Genomic DNA, 19,222 nt, shown 5'->3' on the forward strand with positions numbered 1-19,222 from the left:
TGACGAACCGCCGCTCGACGTCGAGCTGCCTCCGGTCGAGGTGGAACCGCTATTGTCGTTCTTGATGACGATATCGCCTTCGCGGACGAAGAAACCGCCGCCGCCTGTCGATCCGCCGCCGCCGAAGAAGCCGCCGAAGAAGCCGCCACCCCCGCCGATGAATCCGCCGCCGCCGATCAGGCCGACATCGCCGCCACCGCCAAAGGCCGGAATCTCATTGATGATCGGTGCGGGCGGCGGCACGTCATAGACGGCCGGCGCGGGCGCGGCGACCTGGTTCGTAACGCTGACCACGGTCGGGGCGGGCGCGCAGGTCGCCGTCCGCGTGATCGTGCGGACCTGGCGCGTCTTGCGATGCACGCGCGGCCGGTTGCCGATGCTGCGCGCTGCAACGCGCGGCTGCTCGGTGCGGATCTCCGCCGGACCGCCTGCGGGCGCTTCCGCGACATGCACCGCACCTCCGCCGACGATTGCCCCTCCGCAAGCGCAGGCCGATAATTTTGCTAGAGCCATTCTGACAGACATTGGCTTTCTCTTTCCTGTTGTTCAGAACATCGGTTCGGCCCCGTCCGGGCGCAAAATCCGGTGCTCAACGCCGGCACAAGGCATCAACGAAACATTAATCGCAATATCGTTAACCATGTTTCCAATGGTTAATCAGGGATTTGCAGCCGCCTTTCCCGAACAATCGGAGTTAATGACCCATTGAGGGACAGTTTCGATGGGAGAAGGATGCAGCGCGCCGGCACCAGCGGAGGCGCTTCGACCTGGGTCATATGACGATGTTGCCGAATCGCGCTTGTGCGCGCAGCGCCCTGTGAGTATAGGCCCGCGCCATGGCAGGACGCCCCATAGCGATTGATTCGCAAGCGTTTCTGCGCCGCGATACTTGGAATCGGTCTGGTGGGGGAACGTTATATGGCGACTGCCGCGCGATCATCTGACAAGCGCGACTCGGGCAAGGGTCGTAAATCCGGTTCCGGTACGACCAATCCGCCGCATATCGAGCGCGAGTTGGATCACGACGCCCCGTTCATGGGCGAGGCTCATCAGGCCTATTTCCGGGAGAAGCTGCTCGACTGGAAGGCGAGCATTCTGCACGACGTCAACGGAACCCGTGAACAGTTGCGCGAGGGGCCGATCCGCGAGCCCGATGCGACCGACCGCGCATCGAGCGAAACCGACTGGTCGATCGAACTGCGCCGCCGCGATCGCCAGCGCAAACTGGTCATGAAGATCGACGCCGCACTACGGCGGCTCGACAATGGCGAGTTCGGCTATTGCGTCGTAACCGGCGAGCCGATCTCTCTGGCGCGGCTGGATGCGCGGCCCATAGCGACGATGACGATCGAAGCGCAGGAGCGCCACGAACGCAACGAGCGCATTACGCGCGACGAATAGCCGCCCTGCAGGGTCGTCGAACGCTTAATGCGTGACGAGCCGTTCCTTGATCTTCAATTTCTGTTTCTTCAGTTCGGCGATCTTGATCTGATCGGGTGAGGGGCGCTGCATTTCCGCTGCTATCTTCGCATCCAGGCCGGCATGCTTGGCTTCAAGGGCGGACTCACGAGCATTATCCATCACTCTCTCCTTATTCTGCCCGAATAAGCTAACCTATTTCGCGGACGCAGTCTGCCCCCAAAATGCCCGCTCGCGCCGGATCGTGGCCTTGCAACCGTAAGGCGTTGATGACATCGGATAATGCCATGGAAGAGGCGATATTGAGGGTGAAGCTGGCGGCGCTCAAGTCCGAGCATCGCGATCTGGACGGAGCGATCGACGCCTTGCTCGAAGCCCCCGCCAAGGATCAACTCCAGCTTGCCCGTCTCAAGAAGCGCAAGCTTCGCCTGAAGGACGAGATCGCCGAAATCGAAGACAGGCTGTTGCCCGACATAATCGCCTGATGCCTCGCCGCTCGCGGCAAACAAAAGGGCCGGCCCGAATGTTCGGACCGGCCCTCCAATTTCGAGACTTCAGCTCGCTTACGCGGCTTCGCGATCCTCGTCATTGTGCGCGTCGATCGTCTTCGGGGCGTCGCCGCCGCCGATCGCAATCTTGCGCGGCTTTTTCTCTTCAGGGATTTCGCGCGCAAGCTCGATATTGAGCAAGCCGTGCGCATAGTCCGCGCCGGTCACCTTGATGGTGTCGGCGAGTTCGAACCGGCGCTCGAAGGCGCGCGTGCCGATCCCGCGATGGAGGAATTCACGAGTTTCGTCTTCCTCACGCTCGGCCACGCGGCCGCTGATGATCAGCACATTTTCGTGCACGGTCACGTCGAGCTCGTCTTCGGCGAAACCGGCGACCGCCATCGAGATGCGATAGGCATCATCGCCAAGCTTCTCGATATTGTACGGCGGGTAGGCATTACCTTCGCCGCGGGTCGCGGTGTCCATCAGACGGTTCAGATTCTCGAATCCGACCGAAGAGCGGAGGAGGGGGGTAAAATCGATGGTACGCATAATCAAAAATCCTTTCATTCAAGCGATTTAAGAGTGTTTTCAGCCCGCGGATCGTCCGCGCGGCCTGTCTTCACCGCCCCGAAAACGGCGACGGTGCCGACACGAAAAAGATGGGATTTGATCGCCGTTTTTCAAGGGGTGTATTGCGGCCCGGATCGGGACATTCGCGGTTAACCAGCGCCGCTCACCCTGTTTGCGCTTTCCGCCGCGCAGCGCCTGTGCCAAGGGGTCGCCAGAGGGAAATTATGTCGACTGTAGTTGCGCAAACGGGCCTCGCCCGAAAGTTCGTGGATTCGCTGTACGTGGAAGCGATGGTGCTGGCCGACGAAGCCCGCGCCTATTTCGAGGATCATGGAGTGGAAGCGCGGGACAGCCTCTCCCCGTCGTTGCGCGTCGGTTATGCCGTGGAGTCGCTCAAAGTGACCACGCGCATGATGCATGTGATCGCCTGGCTGCTCACCTGGCGCGGCGAGGCGAAGGGTGAAATTACGGCCGAAGCGGCAAGCCATCCGGACCGGCGTCTTGGCCTTACAGCCAAGAGCGATGCGGCGATTGTCGCGCAGCTACCGGAAGCGGCACAAGAACTGATTGCGGCGAGCGAGGAATTGTATGGCCGCGTCAGCCGTCTCGAACGCGATCTCTTGAACCCGCCAGAACAGACTGGACCCAGCCCGGCGCGCAGCCTGCTCGGCCGTCTCGAACGCGCGTTTTAAACTGTCAGAAACTTCCTGTCGGAAGTTCGCGGCACCGGCCCACTCCCCCTCCCGACCCCCCAATAAGTTTACCCTGTGGGAGGTCGGGAGGGGGAGCGGGCCGGTGCCGCGCTCGACCGCAAGGTCGAGTCTGACAAATTAATACAACCGCTCGAGCAGACTGTCCTTCGCGGCCCGATATTCGGTTTCCAGCCGGTCGACGCGGTCGGCGATGCTCTCGACCTTTTCGACGGCGCCGACGCCCTGGCCCGCGCCCCATATATCTTTCCAGGCCTTCTTTTCCTGGTTTCCGCCGGAACCGAAATTCATGGTCGAAATGTCGCCCTCGGGAAGATTATCGGGGTCCAGCCCCGCATTCTCGATCGATTGGCGCAAATAATTGCCCTTCACCCCGGTAAACAGGTCCGAATAGACGATATCGGCCGCGCGGCCTTCGACCACGCCTTGCTTGTAGCTGTCGACCGCGTTGGCTTCTTCGGTCGCGATAAAGGCGGAACCGATATAGGCGAGGTCGGCGCCCATGGCCTGCGCGCCGAGAATGGCAGCGCCTGTGGCCATCGAACCGGACAGCAGCAGAGGCCCGTCGAACCATTCGCGGATTTCCGTCACCAGCGCGAAGGGCGATATGGTGCCCGCATGGCCGCCCGCGCCGGCCGCGACCGCGATAATGCCGTCCGCGCCTTTCTCCACGGCCTTGCGCGCGAAGCGGTCGTTGATGATGTCGTGCAGCGTGATGCCGCCCCAATTGTGGACGGCGTCATTGAGTTCAACCCGTGCACCGAGGGACGTAATCGTGATCGGCACCTGCCATTTCTCGCAGGTCGCGAGATCCTCTTCGAGGCGGTTGTTCGACTTGTGGACGATCTGGTTGACCGCGAACGGCGCGGCCGGGCGGTCCGGATTGTCGCGATTATGCGCGGCAAGCTCCTCGGTGATCTGGTGCAGCCACTCGTCGAGCATCGTTTGCGGCCGGGCATTGAGCGCGGGGAAGGAGCCGACGATCCCGGCCTTGCACTGCGCGATCACGAGTTCCGGACCCGAAATGATGAAGAGGGGCGCGCCGACCAGCGGCAAGCGCAGCGTATCGAAGAGAGGGCTGGGTAAAGTCATTTCGGTTTCCTAGCGAAACGGATTTTTCTGTCCACCCGATATTTGGGACAGGCTGCGATTTGCGCTTTCGCCATCCGCGGCAAAGCGGCTAGGCCGCGTTCATGCCGATGCTCGCCGCTCTTTTTGCGCTGACCGCGCTGCTCTACGCCTCGGTCGGCTTTGGTGGCGGTTCGACGTATAACGCGCTGCTCGTGCTGAACGGCACCGATTACCGCCTCCTTCCGGCCATCGCGCTTATCTGCAACGTTATCGTCGTCGCCGGCGGCAGTTGGCGCTTTTGGAGGGCCGGCCATGTGACCTTCGCGCGGATATGGCCTTGGTTTCTTCTGTCCATACCTGCTGCATGGCTGGGCGGGCGGCTTCCGGTGTCCGAAACGCTTTTCATCGGCCTGCTGGGCGGATCGCTGTCGCTCGCAGGCCTGCAGCTCTTGTTCGACGCGAGACCCGTAGAGCATGCGGAAAAGCGCCATGTCGCACGTCCGATCAGCTTCGCCGGGGGCGGCGGCATCGGCTTTCTGTCCGGCATGGTTGGTATCGGCGGCGGGATATTCCTTGCACCCATCCTCTATCTGCTGCGTTGGGGCGGCGCGCGCGAAATCGCCGGCACGGCGAGCGTTTTCATTCTCGTGAATTCACTAGCCGGCCTTGCAGGACAGCTTATGAAACTCGAGGCCGAGTATGGGGTCAGCAGTGCGACGGATGCGCTGCGCGATTATTGGATGCTCTTTCCAGCCGTCCTGATCGGCGGCCAGATCGGCTCGCGTCTCGGCAGCACGCGCATCCCGCCCATGCTTGTCAAAAGACTTACCGCGGCACTCATCCTGTATGTCGCCGCGCGCTTGTTGTGGCGCTGGATCGGGCTCATAAGCTGACCCGCGACTCGCATCAGGGGGAGTGAGAATGTCGATCCCGGAAGTCCGGATAGCGGAGGAGCATGACCGCGCACGGGCAATCTCCGCAATGACGCTCGGTTTCGCCAACGATCCTTTTGTGCGTTGGATGCTGCCCGATGCGGACAGGTATACGCGCGTATTTCCCGAAATAGCCGATGCGTTCGGCGGTGGTGCGCTCGCCGCAGGTTCCGCCTATTTTGCCGACGGCGGCAAGGCGGTCGCCTTGTGGTTGCCGCCCGGCCAGACGCCCGATGAGGACCGGATGGAGCAGTTGATGGCCGATAATATCGCGCCTGAACTGATGGAAGAGGTCGGCACCGTTCTTGAAGAAATGGATGCCTATCACCCGCATGACGAGGCATGCTGGTATCTGCCGCTGATCGCCGCCGATCCGGCTTGGCTCGGGCGCGGTCTGGGTGGCATGCTGATGAAACACGCGCTGCGCCGCGTCGACGAGGACGGGCTTCCGGCCTATCTCGAGTCGTCGAACCCGCGCAATATCTCGCTCTACGAACGGCACGGTTTCGAGATCATGGGCGAGATCCAGCATGGCACATCGCCGGTAGTGACGCCGATGCTGCGGCCGCCGCGGGTCTAAGAGGCCGGCCGCTTACCTCCTGCGGCCACGGCCTCCGCTGCTGCCATTGTTGCCGCCGGAACTAGCGTTGCCGCATCCGCCGGAGCTCCCGTTATTATTACCGGAGCTACCATTGTTGTTCCCGCTGCTGCCATTATTGCCACCGGAGCTGGCGTTCCCGCATCCGCCTGAGCTGCCTCCGGGATCGCCACCGGAACTGGAGCCGCCGCTGGATCCGCTGCCGCCGCTGGACCCACCACTGCTGCTGCCGCCTGCGCTGCCGCCGCTCGATCCACCGGAACTGCTACCACCGGAACTTCCTCCCGAACTGCCGTTACCGCTCGAGCCGTTGCTACTGGACCCGGCACCGCCCGAGCCGTTGCCGCCACTCGATGCATCTCCGCCGGTAGATCCGTTGCCGCCGGTTGAACCGTCGCCGCCAGTCGAGCCGCCGCCAGTTGAGCCTCCGCCAGTAGAGCCGCCGCTCGAGGACCCGCCATTACCCGACGACCCATCGTCCGGTCCGCCGTCGCTGCTGCGGCAGGCTACCGAAGTACCATTGAGGCAACCACTTACGTCGTTCATGCTGTTCGAAGTCGATTGCCCACTGGTGGCGATAGCGGCAGAAACGCCGATTGCCAGCAATGCCGCGATAATCCCGTATTCGACGATCGAAAGCCCACGTGTGTCGCGCATCAACGCGACTATCAGTTTAAATCGCATATCCCTTTCCCCAAGCTGAGGCCGGGATAGCGGTAACTTCTACACAAACTGTTAATGAATCGGCGCTGCTTTCGAGCGGCTTTCGACGGTCGGAAACACTTTATCAACCGTTGTAAACCGGGGCCTCTACATCTTCATTTGCCAATCGAGATGCAGATACGGATCTGCTGGCCGCGCCAGGGCGCGCACCGCGGACCCGCTGATCGAGCGTCAACCCCGGCGCGCAATTGAACTATTCCTCCGCCTGATAGACGCGCCGCACGGCTTCGATCAGGAACGCCGTGGTCAGGCTGAACAGTATGAGTCCGTTCGCGGCGATGAAGCCCGATAGCAAACGCCATGGCTTTTCCAGCAAGACATCGCCGAAACCAAGCGTCGTGAAGGATACTGCAGCGAAATAGAGCGCGTCCTCCGGCAGCCTGAAAACACCGAGCATCATGAACGCGGCAGCCCATAGCCAGACGGCGATGCTCAGCGCTGCGACCATCCACAATGTCATGCCCGTGAGGAACGCGACCAGCCGCAGCATCCTGTGGTCGTTCAGGAAGCGATCGCCGAAGCGCTGCGCTGCCGCGATCGCCATGCCGATAAAACCCGCGGTTACAAGGATCGTTAAAGCTATCAGAAGCGAGCCAACGGCAATCTGGGCGAACATGATGCGGGGTTATTCCGCCTCTGGCGCGACATAGGGCCGCGGCGCGGCAGGAGGACTGCATCCGAGGGCTGATCCAAGCCCTTTGAGATAGGCGCGCCGCGCAACGCCGCGGATATGAAGTTCCAACAGTCGCCTTTCGCGATCCTCCGCGCCGGACAGCTCGCGCACCAGGCTGCGGAACGGAATGAGACCGCCGACGATTGAAGATGCGCCGCTCTGGACGCGCTCGAGCGTATCGTCGTCATCGGTTTGCGGCAGGTCGGCATCGGGTCCGAGCGCGGCATCGAGCATGGCGACTTCTTCGCCGATCGCCGAACAGCGGTGTCGCCCGACGGGCTGGTACGGTGAGTCAAGTTCGAGCAGTACCTCCGGCACCCGTTCGGCGCGCAGATTGAGATCGCTGAGCGGCGTCAGCGCGACTTCGCCGACCGCTTCGCCGATCTCTTCCGCCGACGCGCCGCCCTCGTCCTGCGCAGAGGCCTGGGTTGCTGCAAAGATGAGAAGCGCCGAGCCGAACAAGGCCTTGGAGAATGATAGAAACCGCATGTCTACGCCCCGCCAAAAAGACAAAGCATATCGCACAAGCCTCGGATCGTCAGCATCGGATTGCGAAGAAGGATGGTGGACGCACCAGGGCTCGAACCTGGGACCCGCTGATTAAGAGTCAGCTGCTCTGCCAACTGAGCTATGCGTCCATTCCATTTTGGCGTTCCGTCCGGCCTGAGGCAGTCGGGAAGGCGGGGCGGTTAGCATGAGGTTTGCCATTCCGCAAGCGCGAAGGTGTGCCGGCTCAGCGACGGCGCATCCGGTTTTCGCGGTCGATCGACATCAATATGCCGATGCAGATCAACACGGTCAGCATCGCCGATCCGCCATAGGAAACGAGGGGCAGGGGAATGCCGACAACCGGGGCGAGGCCCATGACCATCATCAGGTTGATCGCAAAATAGAAGAAGATCGTGGTCGCAAGGCCCGCCGCGGTCAATTTCGAGAAGGTCGATTCCGCCCGGCGTCCGACCCGGATGCCCCAGCGGATCAGCAGCGCGAAGCCGAGGATCAAGAGCAATCCGCCAAGCAGCCCGAACTCCTCGGCCATGGTCGCGAAGACGAAATCGGTATGGCCCTCCGGCAGATAGGCGAGATGGCTCTGCGTACCGTTCAAGAACCCCTTGCCGAACAGCCCGCCCGATCCGATCGCGATCTTCGATTGGGTGATATGATAGCCGGTGCCGAGCGGATCGTTTTCGGGATTGAGGAAGGTCAGGACGCGGTTCTGCTGATAGGGCTGCAACAGGAACTGGAAGGCAAGGGGGATCGCGGCCGCCATCGCGAGTGCGCCGCCGACGAATATCCGCATCGGCAGCCCCGCCAGAAACATGACCGTTACGCCGGCCGCGACCAGCACGAGCGTCGTCCCGAGATCGGGCTGGATAACGACGAGCGCGGCAGGGAGGCCGATAATGATCAAAGCCGGCCAGATGGCGACGAAGCGGCGCAGCTCGCCGGACGGCAGCGTGTCGTAGAATTTCGCGAGCGCCAGGATCAATACCGGCTTCATGATCTCCGAGGGCTGGATGCGCATGAAGCCGAGATCGAGCCATCGCTGGCTGCCGCCGCTCACCTGACCCATGATTTCGACGCCGAGCAGGCCCAGCAAGGTAGCGCCGTACAACGGAAAGGCGAAAAATTTCCAATGCTCCTCGCGAAACCGCGACAGCATGATCGCAAAGGCGAAGAACAGCGTGAACCGGATCGCATGGTTCGAGGCCCAGGGTTGGAGCGCGCCGCCGGCCGCCGAATAGAGCACGGCGAGGCCAAGGCCGAAGATCGCAAGCACGAGCAGGATCAGCCGCCATGGCAATTGCGCCAATGGTTCGGGGATGAGGGAGTCCGGGTTCGTCGCCATTATGGCGCCCGCTCTTCGTCGTCATCCGCCGCTTCGGCTCGGGCCGGTACGACGGGCAGCCCCTCGCGCGGCGGCAGACCTTCGTCGCGGCGATACTCGGCCTCCTGCACCGCCATGCGGGTGAATATATCGCCGCCCCATCCCGCTTCGAGGCGCTCGAGTTCCTCCATTGCGCGGTCGGGATCGTAAAGATAGGTGATCGCATCGCGCGCGACTGGCGAAGCAGCGCGTCCGCCGGACATGCCGTGCTCGACGACCACCGCGCAGGCATAGAGCGGATTGTCAGCAGGGGCGAAGGAAACGAACAGCCCGTGGTCGCGGAACCGCCACGGCACGCCGCGACCGCCGCGGCCAGCGGAAAGGTTCACGACCTGCGCCGTCCCGGTCTTGCCTGCCAAGCGTACATCCTCAAGCGGCAGACGCGCGCGTGGCGCGGTTCCTGCGCCATTCACGACCTCGTCCATGCCCGCGCGGACGAGCTGCAGATTTTCGTCCGAGATGCCCGAAAGGTGCCGCGGTTGCGTAGCGCCGTCCTGAACGAGCCGGGGATTGACGTCGAGGCCCGATGCGATGCGCGCGGACATGACCGTCAGTTGCAACGGCGTCGTCAACAGATAGCCCTGACCGATCGACGTGTTGAGCGTGTCGGCATCGGTCCATTCGCGATTGTGCCGGCGGACGACCCATTCGTCGTCGGGCACCGTGCCGTAATTCTGGTTGGCGACAGGAATCGGATATTCAGCGCCAAGGCCGAGTTTGCGCGAGACTTCGGCGATCCGCTGGATGCCGATCCGGCGGCCCATCGTGTAGAAATAGGTGTTGCAGCTGCGTGCGATGGCACGGTGCAAATTCATCGGGCCGTGCACGCCAAGGCAACCGAAGCGGCGGTTGCCGAGCCGGTAGCCCCCGCCGCAATAGACGATCTCTTCGGGATCCACGCCCGCTTCCAGCGCGGCCAGCGCCGCGACCGGTTTGAAGGTCGATCCGGGCGGGTACATGCCGAGCAGCGATTTGTTGCGCAGCGGGACACGCTCGTCCTCGGAAAGCATATTATATTCGGGATGGCTGATGCCGTCCGAAAAACTGTTGGGATCGAAACAGGGCATGCTCGCCATCGCCAGTACATCGCCGGTCCGGCAGTTCATGACGATCGCCGCGCCCGATTCATTGCCGAGCCTGCGACCCACATATTCCTGAAGCCCCGCATCGACCGTCAGCTGAAGCGTTTCGCCTGGCCTGTCGGGGCGCGTATCGAGTTCGCGAACGAGCTGGCCGCGGGCGGTAACCTCGGCGCGCCGCGCGCCCGGTTCGCCGCGCAAACGCTCCTCGAACGTCTTTTCGAGCCCGTCCTTGCCGACCTTGAAGCCCGGAAAGAGCAGCAGCGGATCCTCGCCTTCCTCGAGATACTGTTCGCGCGTCGGTGCGCCGACATAGCCGACCAGATGACCGACGGCCGCGCCGGCGGGGTAATGGCGCGCAAAGCCCTGTATCGGAGCGACGCCCGGCAGGTCCGGCAGTCGGACATTGACGGCGGCGAATTGCTCCCATTCGAGTCCCGCCGCGACCTGCACGGGCTGCGCGCCGGGTACCGTGTCGAGTTCCTCGTTTATGCGCTCCAGTTCGTCGCTGGGCAGGTCGAGCAACTCGGTCAGCGCGGCGAGCACCGGTTCGCGGTCGCGCAGCCGATCCGGGATCAGGTCCACGCGGAAGTCGGACCGGTTCATCGCGATGGGCTGTCCGGCGCGGTCGACGATCCAGCCCCGGCGCGGCGGAATCAGGCTCAGCTGAACGCGATTGCTTTCGGACAGTAGCTGCCACTGCTCATTCTCGGCAACCGATATCCAGGCCATGCGGGCGCCGAGAAGTCCGGCGACGCCGAGCTGCGCCCCGCCGAGCAGAATCGCCCGGCGCGAATACATCGTCTTGCGCATATTGTCGTTGATCGGGAGAGACGGGCGGCGGCGCTTCACAGCATGAGCCTCCGCCGGTCGAGCCGCGCACACAGGCGCAGCGCAAGCGGGAAGAGCAAGATCGTCGCGGCAATTTGGGGCAGCAGCGGCCAGAAGATCCAGCCGCCGCCAGTCAACGCATTCAACACCATGGCGCCCATGATATAGGAAGTGAGAGCGCCTGTCGCGAGAAGCCAGTCGATCCAGTAATCGCGCCACATCGCCCGGTTCTCGGCAAAATCGAGCGCCAGCAGGATCGCCGTCCAGAGCAGCATGCCGCTGCCGATCGGATTGCCGGATATGAGATCGTCGAACAGGCCGAATGGCAGGCCGGCCCAGATCGGCCAGATTTCGGGCCGCAGAAAGCGCCAGGCGAGAAAGATCATGAGCGCGAAGGGCGGCATGAGCGGCGCCTGCGCGATGAGTGGGACGAGGCACAGCAGCGAACCGGCGACGACGCTTGCCGCGGGAATCAGGCTCAGCTGCGCGCGCACCAGCGCGAGATTCTCATCCGCTGCGCGCAACCGGCTCATGGCGTTTCCGAGAATCCGGGGGTGGCCGTTTCGTCCGCATTGCCATCGCCTGCCGAGGCTTCGTCTTCTTCTTCGACTTCGGGTTCATAGGCGGGCTGGACGATCGCGAAGTCCAGCGAGGCGGGGTTGGCCAGCGGCGTCGCCAGCGCGGAATCGCCGAACACTTCGATGATGACGGCAACCGGTACATTGGGCGGATAAATGCCCCCGGTGCCGCTGGTGATGAGGACATCGCCTTCCTCGAACGGGCTGCGGCCGGCTTCGAGCGCACGCACCTCGACCTGCCCGTCGCCGCGTCCGGTCGTGAAAGCGGGTGTTCCATCCCGCGTCAGCCGGACGGGCACGATGTTCGACCGGTCCGTGAGCAGCAGCACACGCGAGGCCGAGCTGCCACTGTCGATGATCCGCCCGACCAGGCCGTCAGCGGCGCTCACCGGCTGACCCGAGCGTACGCCCTGATTGCGTCCGGCGAATAGCGTAGCGGTACGCCGCGCGCTGGTCAGGCTGGAATTGACGAGACGCGCGGTGACGATGATCTCGCTTTCCCCTTCGATAAGGTTGACAAGCTGCCGCAACCGGCGGTTCTCCAGCTCGGTCGCGCGCGCCTCGACAAGCTGTCGCCGCGCGATATCGAGTTCGGCGCGCAGCTCCGCATTCTGGCGGCCCGCATTCCACCAGTTGGCGATATAGTCATCGATCCGGCCGCCGCTTTGCACCGCGCCGCGTCCAGACGCCGAAACCGGAGCGGTCACCGTACTGACGGCGCCGCGGATCGAGGCGAAGCCTTGCGGATCGAAGATCGCGATGATGATCAGGCCCGCGCCGATGAGCGCGCCGGTGATCGCAACCACATAACCGGCGAACAGGCCGAAGCGCGCGCGACGGGAAAAACCGGGGCGCTTCGATCCTTGTGAGGCCACTGGCCGTCTCCCTTGGCGTATTCGGCCAGATTATCCGGTGCTTAGTACGCCGCGGAAGATTTCCTCTTCGAGTGCGCGACCGGTGCCGAGCGCGACGCAGGTCAGCGGATCTTCGGCCACCGTGACGGGGAGACCCGTCTCGCGCCGCAACACCTCGTCGATGCCTTCGAGCAGCGCCCCGCCGCCAGTGAGAACGATGCCCTGATCGACGATGTCCGCCGCCAGCTCCGGCGCCGTGTTTTCGAGCGCGATGCGGACGCCTTCGACGATCGTGCCGACCGGTTCGCTCAGCGCTTCGGCGAGCTGGCCCTGGTTGATCGAGATTTCCTTCGGCACGCCATTGACGAGGTCGCGGCCCTTGATGTGAATCGTCTGGCCCTTGCCGTCCGCCGGCATCAGCGCGACGCCGACTTCCTTCTTGATCCGCTCGGCCGTCGCTTCGCCGATCAGCAGATTGTGGTTGCGACGGACATAGGAGGAGATCGCCTCATCCATCTTGTCGCCACCGGTGCGGACCGACGTTGTATAGGCGAGGCCGCGCAGCGAGAGCACGGCAACCTCGGTCGTGCCGCCGCCGATGTCGACGACCATCGATCCGATCGGTTCGGTCACCGGCATGTCAGCGCCGATCGCTGCCGCCATCGGTTCCTCGATCAGGAACACCTGGCTCGCCCCGGCATTGGAAGCTGCGTCGCGGATCGCGCGGCGCTCGACCTTGGTCGATCCTGAGGGCACGCAGATGACGATCTGCGGCCAGCGCGGGAAGCGGCGGGCCCCGTGCACCTTCTGGATGAAGTGTTTGATCATCTGCTCCGCGACATCGATGTCGGCGATCACGCCGTCGCGCAGCGGGCGGATCGCCTCTATAGCGTCGGGCGTCTTGCCCATCATGACCTTCGCGTCTTCTCCGACAGCGCGGACTTTCTGGATGCCGTTTTCGGTCTCGATCGCGACCACAGACGGCTCGTTTAGGACGACGCCGCGGCCGCGGACATAGACGACGGTGTTCGCCGTACCGAGGTCGATCGCCATGTCGTGGGACATGATCTTAAAAAAACGTTGGAACCACATGTTTGGAACTGTCTCGTACAAAGGGTTTAAAGCGTTGGGAATCGGCGCTTGACAGGCCTTGACACCCCCATAGCGCTTATCGGCGCATTTGCACTAATATTTTCGGCGAATCACTGTGGATCGTCCGCTCGTGCGATGTCGGGACATGCGATAAAGACTCTAGTATGCCCATTCGCCGTCTTCCCGAACATCTGGTCAACCGCATCGCGGCCGGCGAAGTCGTAGAACGGCCGGCGAGTGCGCTGAAGGAACTGGTCGAAAACGCCGTGGATGCGGGGGCGACACGGATAACGGTGCGCCTCGCCTCGGGCGGTATCGACCGAGTCGAAGTGATCGACGACGGTTGTGGCATGAGCCCGGACGAGATGGCGCTCGCGCTGGAGCGACACGCGACATCCAAGCTGCCGGACGACGATATCGAGAACGTCGAAACGCTTGGTTTTCGGGGCGAAGCGCTGCCTTCGATCGCCAGTGTCGCGCGACTGACGATAGAAAGCCGTGTGCGCGGGACCGAGGGCTGGTCGAAGATTATCGACAACGGCGCGTTGCTCGAAGAGGGGCCAGCGGCGCTACCGCCCGGCACGCGCGTCGTCGTCGAGGGTCTGTTCGCCAAGGTGCCGGCGCGGCGCAAGTTTCTCCGTACGCCGCGATCCGAATATGGCGCGGCGGCCGACGCGATCCGGCGGCTCGCCATGGCGCGGCCCGATATCGGCTTCACGCTCGAACATGACGGGCGGCGCAATATTTCCGTACAGCCCGGAGAGACGCGCGCGGAACGCGTCGCCGCGCTCACCGATCGTCAGCTGACCGAAAACAGTGTCGCGGTCGACTATGAACGCGGCACGGCGAAGCTCGAAGGCGTGGCGAGCTTGCCGACTTTCAATCGCGGCGTCGCCGATCATCAATATCTGTTCGTCAATGGGCGGCCGGTGAAGGATCGGCTGCTGATCGGCGCCGTCCGCGGCGCGTATCAGGACCTGTTGGCGCGGGACCGGCATCCGGTGCTGGCGTTGTTCCTGACCGTGCCGCCGGGCGAAGTGGATGTAAATGTCCATCCGGCAAAGACGGAAGTGCGGTTTCGCGAGCCGGGAAATATCCGCGGGCTGATAGTCGGCGGGTTGCGCCATGCGCTGGACGAGGCGGGATTCCGGAGCGTGCAGCGGCCATCGGCGGGCGCGCTCGGCAATTGGCAGACGGAGCCGGTCGGCGCGGCATCCGGCAGCGTGTCCACGGCTTCTCCACAGGCTTATCAACAGGATTATGGACAGCGCGGTGCCTTTTTCGCGCCATCGGCGGGTTCCGAGGTTGCCGCCGGGCAATCCAGCGTCTGGGATCGCTCGCCCGATTATCGACCAGCGCCAGAAGGCCGCGCCGAAATTGCCGACGCGCCGGTGCCCGCGGCCGCCGACCATCCGCTCGGAATTGCGCGCGGACAGGTCGCCGAAACCTATATCGTTGCCGAAGCGGAAGATGGGCTTGTAATCGTCGATCAGCATGCGGCGCATGAGAGGCTGGTGCTAGAGCGGATGAATCGGGCCATGGCGGAGGGCGGGGTCGCGTCCCAAGGCCTGCTCGTGCCCGAGGTGGTCGAGCTCGACGAAAGCGCCTGCGATGCGCTGGAGGAAAGGATCGGCGAACTGACCGAACTCGGCCTCGAACTCGAACGCTTCGGCCCGAAGGCGATGCTGGTCCGCGCGACCCCGGCCATGCTGGGTGCCGGCGATGTCAAAGGGCTGGTCACCGATCTGGCCGACGAGATCGCCGCCTATGACCAGCATCTGAGTTTGAAGGAGAAACTCGACCATGTCGCCGCGACGATGGCCTGCCACGGCTCGGTGCGTGCGGGACGGGTGCTGAATGTTGCCGAGATGAACGCGCTGCTGCGCGAAATGGAAGTGACGCCGCATAGCGGCCAATGCAATCACGGCCGCCCGACCTGGGTGAAGCTCGGCCATGGCGATATCGAGAAACTGTTCGGGCGGAAGTGATCGGGCGCGTCAGTCCGGCGAGCTGGCGCGATAGTGCCCGGTCGCCGTCGTCCCGAAGCTGATCGCGCACATATGATCGAAGCGCGCATGATCGCCGCAGCCTACGCCCGCGTAGCGGAATTCGCTCGTGAAGATCAGGTCGCGATGGCCGCGATCGGGTACGCCATCGTCGACAATGAGCTGACGCACGACCTCCGCGCCTTCCGACGGACCATAGGATATCGCCTCGGCGACATAGCGGCCGCCGCCGCGGCGCTCTGCGCGGTCGCCGGCTCGCTTTCCGTCGCGCGACGCATGACCGAGCGCGCCACGCGGGCCCTGCTCGTCGACATGATCGTCAGCGGCTTGGGCCAAAAGCCCGCTCGCAGCGAAAGGCGGCAACGGGTCCTGACGTTCGAGAAAAGCGATGGCCTCGTCGACGGCCGCCACGCCTTCACTGGTCAATATGCCGACGGCGTCGCCCGGCCGTCGCATGATCCGGCCGTCGAAATAGGTGCGATATTCGCGGAGCACATCGGCATAGGCCGCCGGATCCGCGCGCACTCGATTCATCTCGGCAAGCACCGCGGACTCGCGCGCCGAAACCGCGTTGTCGGACTGCGCCTGTGCAGTGCCGGAAAGCCCGCACACCGCCGCGACGAAGATTGGCAAGCGCTTGATAGTACCCTGTCTCATCTCCGCGCCGCGATAGCTTCCCGTCCGTGGCTGTCAGGTTAACGCGATCCGCTTTGGATTGTCAGGCGGAGTTGATACAAGCGCGGATATGCCCGCCGGATCGCAGCCGATGCAAATCCTCGCCGTCTCGAGAAAGCGGTCCCACGGCATTGCCAAAACGAACGTCGATGTCATCCGCCTGATTGCCGGTCATGGCGTGGAGGACGATGCGCATTTCGGGACGACTGTACAGCATCGCTCTCGCGTGGCGAAAAACCTGGATCAGCCCAATTTGCGTCAGGTGCATCTGGTCCATGCTGAACTGTTGGACGCACTCGGTGAACACGGCTTTGCCGTCTCGCCCGGCGATATGGGCGAGAATATCACGACGCGCGGCATCGGCTTACTGGCGTTGCCTGAGGGCACGGAGCTGGCTTTGGGCGATACGGCGCGCATCCGGATCACGGGGCTGCGCAATCCCTGCAAGCAGCTGAACGGCCATGCGCCGGGGCTGATGAATGCCGTACTGGATCGCGATGCCGATGGCGTACTCGTCCGCAAGGCCGGTATCATGGCGGTCGTCTTGGAAGGCGGCGAAGTGCGGCCCGGCGATGCGATAGCGGTGCACATGCCCGAAGGCGAAAGGCGGCGGTTGCAATCGGTTTAGGTGAAGCGACGCACCGCAAACGCGACGCGATCGGCAATGCTAGCTTTTGAGAGTTCGACAAGCTGGTAGCCGTTGGCGGTATAGGCTTCGCGTAAAGCGTTTTCGGTTGCGCGCGCTTCGGCTTCGTCCTGCCGGCGCAGTTCGTCATTGCAGAATATGTCCGGCCAGAACGGCGCGAGCAGGGCATCCTTCGCGTAACGGTGGGTATCGCAGGCGCGTTTGACGCGATCAGGTACCGCTTCGCCGATCAACAGATAGTAGCCGTAGACGTCGACAATCGTGCGATCGAACCAGACGGGCGGAGGAAGCGTGAGAGCGGCTTCGTAATCCGCGATGCAGCGCTGGAACTGCAATTCGGCATATCGCACACGATCCCCATCATGCGTGGCGCTGCCGCCGCTGCGCTTCTGCTCTTCGAGGATGGCACGTCCGGCTTCGGGAACGGTGGCGAATCCTTCGTCCGCCAGCGCGTCCACCAGCGTGGTCTTGCCTGCGCCGGGCCCTCCGGTGACGGCGATAAGCGGGTTTGCGTTCAAACGTCGACGCCGTTCGCGGCGCTTAGCACTGCCCGGACGCTTGCCGTTGCAACGTCATGGCTGATGCCGACCCCGAAGACGGTGTTGCCGGCACCGTCCGTACATTCGAGATAGGCGGCCGCCTGTGCGTCGGAGCCGTGCCCGATCGCATGTTCGTTGTAACTGACCACATCGAGCTGGATGCCCCATTCGTCGCGCAGTGCAGCGAGCACCGAGGAGATCAGGCCGTTGCCGCGCCCGCTCACGGACCGTTCTTCGCCGTCATGGCCGATCGTGCCGGTGAATATCCGGTCCGAGCCGGCGCGGCCCTCTTCATAGTCGATCAGCGTGAAGCGTTGCTCGCCTGTTAGCCCATAGCGCCTTTGGAAAGCCTGCCAGATATCGTCGGCATTGAGTTCGCGACTGGTGGCGTCCGCCAGTTCCTGCACGACGAAGCTGAAATGCGCCTGCAACCGTTTCGGCAGTTTCAGTCCCTGATCCTGTTCGAGCACCCAGGCCACGCCGCCCTTGCCCGATTGCGAGTTTACGCGGATCACTGCCTCATAATCGCTGCCGATATCGCGCGGATCGAGCGGGAGATACGGCACTTCCCAGAGCGTATCGTTGCGGTTTTCCTGCGCTGCAAAGCCTTTCTTGATCGCGTCCTGATGCGATCCGGAAAAGGCCGTGAACACCAGTTCGCCGCCATAAGGATGGCGCGGATGGACCGGGATCTGATTGCAATACTCGACCGTCTGCTTGATCTCGTCGATATCCGAAAAATCGAGGCCGGGATGCACGCCCTGGCTGTACAGGTTGAGGCCCATCGTCACGAGGTCGCAATTGCCGGTGCGCTCGCCGTTGCCGAACAGGCAGCCCTCGATCCGGTCGGCGCCCGCCATCAGGCCGAGCTCCGCCGCCGCGATGCCCGTGCCGCGATCATTATGCGTGTGCAGCGAGATGACGACACTGTCGCGACGCGAGATATGGCGGCCGAAATATTCGATCTGGTCGGCATAGATGTTGGGCGTTGCCGCCTCCACCGTCGCCGGCAGGTTGAGGATCAGCGGTTTTTCGGGCGTCGGATCGATAATCGCGATGACCGCGTCGCAGACGCGAACGCTCAGATCGATTTCGGCGGTACTGAAGGTTTCCGGCGAATATTCGAAATGCCAGTCGGTCTCCGGATATTTCGCGGCCTGTTCCACCAGGATGCCCGCACCCTGCTTTGCGATATCGATCACGCCGTCTTCGTCCATCTGGAACACGATCTTGCGCCAGGCCGGGGAGATCGCATTGTAGAGATGGACGATAGCCTTTTTCGCGCCAGCCATGCTCGCGAAAGTCGTTTCGATCAGGTCGCGGCGCGACTGGGTCAGGCCCTGGATGATGACGTCGTCTGGGATTGCGCCGCTATCGACCAGCCCGCGGATGAAATCGAAATCGGTCGCGCCGGATGCGGGAAAGCCGACCTCGATCTCCTTAAGGCCGACCTTGACGAGCAGGTCGAAAAAACGGCGCTTTTTCTCGCTGTCCATCGGGTCGATGAGCGCCTGGTTGCCGTCGCGCAGGTCCGTGGAGAGCCAGCGCGGCGGAGTTGTGATCGTGCGGGACGGCCATTGCCGGTCGGGCAGGTCGATCTGCGGAAAGGGTCGGTATTTTTGCGACGGATCGCTGAGCATGGGCATAACGATAGCCTGTATCTTCTTCGGTTTGCCGGGTTTTGAAAGAGAAGCCCTTAGGCCGTGTGTGCTGCGCTCAGCACGAGGGGCACGCCTAAGGGCGTGTAAGTCGAAGAATAAGCAGGGCGCGTTGCGCTGTCATGGCCGCATTGTGTGACGGCAAATGGTTAACAAGTCCAGAGTGGGCCGCTGAAAAAGATAATCTTG

At 63.2% G+C, this 19,222-nt stretch carries 22 protein-coding genes and 1 tRNA gene; 8 read left to right on the plus strand and 15 right to left on the minus strand.

Annotation, left to right across the window (positions count from 1 at the left end; all coding sequences use genetic code 11):
• The first annotated feature begins 1,035 nt into the window (after positions 1 to 1,035).
• Positions 1,036 to 1,401, plus strand: coding sequence for an RNA polymerase-binding protein DksA (dksA, locus tag ACTS1Z_RS06995; RefSeq protein ID WP_442623762.1), 366 nt, complete (start codon positions 1,036 to 1,038; stop codon positions 1,399 to 1,401).
• A 24-nt stretch (positions 1,402 to 1,425) separates the two neighbouring features.
• Here the strand turns inward: dksA and ACTS1Z_RS07000 are convergent, their stop codons facing one another.
• Positions 1,426 to 1,581, minus strand: coding sequence for a YdcH family protein (locus tag ACTS1Z_RS07000; protein WP_299326443.1), 156 nt, complete (start codon positions 1,579 to 1,581; stop codon positions 1,426 to 1,428).
• A gap of 125 nt (positions 1,582 to 1,706) precedes the next feature.
• Between ACTS1Z_RS07000 and ACTS1Z_RS07005 the strand changes: the two genes are divergently transcribed.
• Positions 1,707 to 1,904: a YdcH family protein gene (locus ACTS1Z_RS07005; RefSeq protein ID WP_442623763.1), complete on the plus strand. Its 198-nt coding sequence runs from the start codon at positions 1,707 to 1,709 to the stop codon at positions 1,902 to 1,904.
• Positions 1,905 to 1,982: 78 nt separating this feature from the next.
• Here the strand turns inward: ACTS1Z_RS07005 and ACTS1Z_RS07010 are convergent, their stop codons facing one another.
• Positions 1,983 to 2,459 (minus strand): Hsp20 family protein, encoded by a 477-nt coding sequence (locus tag ACTS1Z_RS07010; RefSeq protein WP_442623728.1) that lies wholly within the window; start codon positions 2,457 to 2,459, stop codon positions 1,983 to 1,985.
• A 245-nt stretch (positions 2,460 to 2,704) separates the two neighbouring features.
• Here ACTS1Z_RS07010 and ACTS1Z_RS07015 point away from each other — a divergent pair, with 245 nt between their 5' ends.
• Positions 2,705 to 3,172, plus strand: a complete 468-nt coding sequence (locus ACTS1Z_RS07015) for a DUF1465 family protein (protein ID WP_442623729.1) — start codon at positions 2,705 to 2,707, stop codon at positions 3,170 to 3,172.
• A gap of 138 nt (positions 3,173 to 3,310) precedes the next feature.
• Here ACTS1Z_RS07015 and ACTS1Z_RS07020 read toward each other — a convergent pair whose 3' ends face one another.
• The gene (locus tag ACTS1Z_RS07020; RefSeq protein ID WP_442623730.1) at positions 3,311 to 4,282 is read right to left on the minus strand and encodes an NAD(P)H-dependent flavin oxidoreductase; all 972 of its coding nucleotides are present in this window, start codon (positions 4,280 to 4,282) and stop codon (positions 3,311 to 3,313) included.
• 101 nt (positions 4,283 to 4,383) lie between these two features.
• Here ACTS1Z_RS07020 and ACTS1Z_RS07025 point away from each other — a divergent pair, with 101 nt between their 5' ends.
• From ACTS1Z_RS07025 to ACTS1Z_RS07035, 3 genes are all read left to right on the plus strand, one after another.
• Positions 4,384 to 5,154, plus strand: a complete 771-nt coding sequence (locus ACTS1Z_RS07025) for a sulfite exporter TauE/SafE family protein (protein WP_442623731.1) — start codon at positions 4,384 to 4,386, stop codon at positions 5,152 to 5,154.
• Between the two features lie 28 nt (positions 5,155 to 5,182).
• A complete protein-coding gene (locus ACTS1Z_RS07030; RefSeq protein ID WP_442623732.1) occupies positions 5,183 to 5,773 on the plus strand; it encodes a GNAT family N-acetyltransferase in 591 nt (196 codons plus the stop codon).
• A gap of 115 nt (positions 5,774 to 5,888) precedes the next feature.
• Positions 5,889 to 6,494 (plus strand): hypothetical protein, encoded by a 606-nt coding sequence (locus tag ACTS1Z_RS07035; protein ID WP_442623733.1) that lies wholly within the window; start codon positions 5,889 to 5,891, stop codon positions 6,492 to 6,494.
• 213 nt (positions 6,495 to 6,707) lie between these two features.
• Here ACTS1Z_RS07035 and ACTS1Z_RS07040 read toward each other — a convergent pair whose 3' ends face one another.
• The 8 genes from ACTS1Z_RS07040 to ACTS1Z_RS07075 all read right to left on the minus strand — a co-directional run bounded on the left by ACTS1Z_RS07040 (position 6,708) and on the right by ACTS1Z_RS07075 (position 13,509).
• On the minus strand, positions 6,708 to 7,058 hold the full coding sequence (locus tag ACTS1Z_RS07040; protein ID WP_442623734.1) for an ion channel: 351 nt from the start codon (positions 7,056 to 7,058) through the stop codon (positions 6,708 to 6,710).
• An 81-nt stretch (positions 7,059 to 7,139) separates the two neighbouring features.
• Positions 7,140 to 7,676 carry a hypothetical protein gene (locus ACTS1Z_RS07045; protein ID WP_442623735.1) on the minus strand — a complete coding sequence of 179 codons (537 nt, stop codon included), beginning with the start codon at positions 7,674 to 7,676 and terminating at the stop codon, positions 7,140 to 7,142.
• Positions 7,677 to 7,749: 73 nt separating this feature from the next.
• Positions 7,750 to 7,825, minus strand: a tRNA-Lys gene (locus tag ACTS1Z_RS07050).
• A 95-nt stretch (positions 7,826 to 7,920) separates the two neighbouring features.
• Entirely contained in the window at positions 7,921 to 9,036 is a 1,116-nt protein-coding gene (gene rodA / locus ACTS1Z_RS07055) for a rod shape-determining protein RodA (protein WP_442623736.1), read from the minus strand.
• Positions 9,036 to 11,006: a penicillin-binding protein 2 gene (mrdA, locus tag ACTS1Z_RS07060; protein ID WP_442623737.1), complete on the minus strand. Its 1,971-nt coding sequence runs from the start codon at positions 11,004 to 11,006 to the stop codon at positions 9,036 to 9,038. The genes rodA and mrdA overlap by 1 nt, the downstream gene beginning before the upstream one ends.
• Complete coding sequence (locus ACTS1Z_RS07065; RefSeq protein ID WP_442623738.1) at positions 11,003 to 11,518, minus strand: rod shape-determining protein MreD; 516 nt, start codon at positions 11,516 to 11,518, stop codon at positions 11,003 to 11,005. Before ACTS1Z_RS07065 ends, mrdA begins: the two co-directional genes overlap by 4 nt.
• On the minus strand, positions 11,515 to 12,438 hold the full coding sequence (gene mreC / locus ACTS1Z_RS07070) for a rod shape-determining protein MreC (protein ID WP_442623739.1): 924 nt from the start codon (positions 12,436 to 12,438) through the stop codon (positions 11,515 to 11,517). The genes ACTS1Z_RS07065 and mreC overlap by 4 nt, the downstream gene beginning before the upstream one ends.
• 30 nt (positions 12,439 to 12,468) lie before the next feature.
• Positions 12,469 to 13,509 carry a rod shape-determining protein gene (locus tag ACTS1Z_RS07075; protein ID WP_176874306.1) on the minus strand — a complete coding sequence of 347 codons (1,041 nt, stop codon included), beginning with the start codon at positions 13,507 to 13,509 and terminating at the stop codon, positions 12,469 to 12,471.
• A 164-nt stretch (positions 13,510 to 13,673) separates the two neighbouring features.
• On the opposite strand from ACTS1Z_RS07075, the gene mutL reads away from it, so the two are divergent.
• On the plus strand, positions 13,674 to 15,497 hold the full coding sequence (gene mutL / locus ACTS1Z_RS07080; protein ID WP_442623740.1) for a DNA mismatch repair endonuclease MutL: 1,824 nt from the start codon (positions 13,674 to 13,676) through the stop codon (positions 15,495 to 15,497).
• Positions 15,498 to 15,506: 9 nt separating this feature from the next.
• Here mutL and ACTS1Z_RS07085 read toward each other — a convergent pair whose 3' ends face one another.
• Both ACTS1Z_RS07085 and ACTS1Z_RS07090 read right to left on the minus strand, forming a co-directional pair.
• Positions 15,507 to 16,172, minus strand: coding sequence for a CAP domain-containing protein (locus tag ACTS1Z_RS07085; RefSeq protein WP_442623741.1), 666 nt, complete (start codon positions 16,170 to 16,172; stop codon positions 15,507 to 15,509).
• A gap of 61 nt (positions 16,173 to 16,233) precedes the next feature.
• Positions 16,234 to 16,467, minus strand: a complete 234-nt coding sequence (locus tag ACTS1Z_RS07090) for a hypothetical protein (protein ID WP_442623742.1) — start codon at positions 16,465 to 16,467, stop codon at positions 16,234 to 16,236.
• Between the two features lie 9 nt (positions 16,468 to 16,476).
• Between ACTS1Z_RS07090 and ACTS1Z_RS07095 the strand changes: the two genes are divergently transcribed.
• Complete coding sequence (locus ACTS1Z_RS07095) at positions 16,477 to 16,818, plus strand: MOSC domain-containing protein (protein ID WP_442623743.1); 342 nt, start codon at positions 16,477 to 16,479, stop codon at positions 16,816 to 16,818.
• Here the strand turns inward: ACTS1Z_RS07095 and ACTS1Z_RS07100 are convergent.
• Positions 16,815 to 17,354: an AAA family ATPase gene (locus tag ACTS1Z_RS07100; protein WP_442623744.1), complete on the minus strand. Its 540-nt coding sequence runs from the start codon at positions 17,352 to 17,354 to the stop codon at positions 16,815 to 16,817. The two genes, ACTS1Z_RS07095 and ACTS1Z_RS07100, sit on opposite strands and share 4 nt — an antisense overlap.
• The gene (gene leuA, locus ACTS1Z_RS07105; RefSeq protein WP_442623764.1) at positions 17,351 to 19,015 is read right to left on the minus strand and encodes a 2-isopropylmalate synthase; all 1,665 of its coding nucleotides are present in this window, start codon (positions 19,013 to 19,015) and stop codon (positions 17,351 to 17,353) included. Before leuA ends, ACTS1Z_RS07100 begins: the two co-directional genes overlap by 4 nt.
• Positions 19,016 to 19,222 lie beyond the last annotated feature (207 nt).

It is taken from the genome of Parasphingopyxis sp. (assembly GCF_052168295.1).
In the GTDB taxonomy this organism is placed as follows: Bacteria; Pseudomonadota; Alphaproteobacteria; order Sphingomonadales; family Sphingomonadaceae; genus Parasphingopyxis.

Coding starts and splice junctions, on each gene's coding strand:
- dksA (WP_442623762.1), top strand. CDS start 1,036: ATGGGCGAGGCTCATCAGGCCTATTTCCGGGAGAAGCTGCTCGACTGG.
- ACTS1Z_RS07000 (WP_299326443.1), bottom strand. CDS start 1,581: ATGGATAATGCTCGTGAGTCCGCCCTTGAAGCCAAGCATGCCGGCCTG.
- ACTS1Z_RS07005 (WP_442623763.1), top strand. CDS start 1,707: ATGGAAGAGGCGATATTGAGGGTGAAGCTGGCGGCGCTCAAGTCCGAG.
- ACTS1Z_RS07010 (WP_442623728.1), bottom strand. CDS start 2,459: ATGCGTACCATCGATTTTACCCCCCTCCTCCGCTCTTCGGTCGGATTC.
- ACTS1Z_RS07015 (WP_442623729.1), top strand. CDS start 2,705: ATGTCGACTGTAGTTGCGCAAACGGGCCTCGCCCGAAAGTTCGTGGAT.
- ACTS1Z_RS07020 (WP_442623730.1), bottom strand. CDS start 4,282: ATGACTTTACCCAGCCCTCTCTTCGATACGCTGCGCTTGCCGCTGGTC.
- ACTS1Z_RS07025 (WP_442623731.1), top strand. CDS start 4,384: ATGCCGATGCTCGCCGCTCTTTTTGCGCTGACCGCGCTGCTCTACGCC.
- ACTS1Z_RS07030 (WP_442623732.1), top strand. CDS start 5,183: ATGTCGATCCCGGAAGTCCGGATAGCGGAGGAGCATGACCGCGCACGG.
- ACTS1Z_RS07040 (WP_442623734.1), bottom strand. CDS start 7,058: ATGGCGATCGCGGCAGCGCAGCGCTTCGGCGATCGCTTCCTGAACGAC.
- ACTS1Z_RS07045 (WP_442623735.1), bottom strand. CDS start 7,676: ATGCGGTTTCTATCATTCTCCAAGGCCTTGTTCGGCTCGGCGCTTCTC.
- rodA (WP_442623736.1), bottom strand. CDS start 9,036: ATGGCGACGAACCCGGACTCCCTCATCCCCGAACCATTGGCGCAATTG.
- ACTS1Z_RS07065 (WP_442623738.1), bottom strand. CDS start 11,518: ATGAGCCGGTTGCGCGCAGCGGATGAGAATCTCGCGCTGGTGCGCGCG.
- ACTS1Z_RS07075 (WP_176874306.1), bottom strand. CDS start 13,509: ATGTGGTTCCAACGTTTTTTTAAGATCATGTCCCACGACATGGCGATC.
- mutL (WP_442623740.1), top strand. CDS start 13,674: ATGCCCATTCGCCGTCTTCCCGAACATCTGGTCAACCGCATCGCGGCC.
- ACTS1Z_RS07085 (WP_442623741.1), bottom strand. CDS start 16,172: ATGAGACAGGGTACTATCAAGCGCTTGCCAATCTTCGTCGCGGCGGTG.
- ACTS1Z_RS07090 (WP_442623742.1), bottom strand. CDS start 16,467: ATGGACCAGATGCACCTGACGCAAATTGGGCTGATCCAGGTTTTTCGC.
- leuA (WP_442623764.1), bottom strand. CDS start 19,015: ATGCTCAGCGATCCGTCGCAAAAATACCGACCCTTTCCGCAGATCGAC.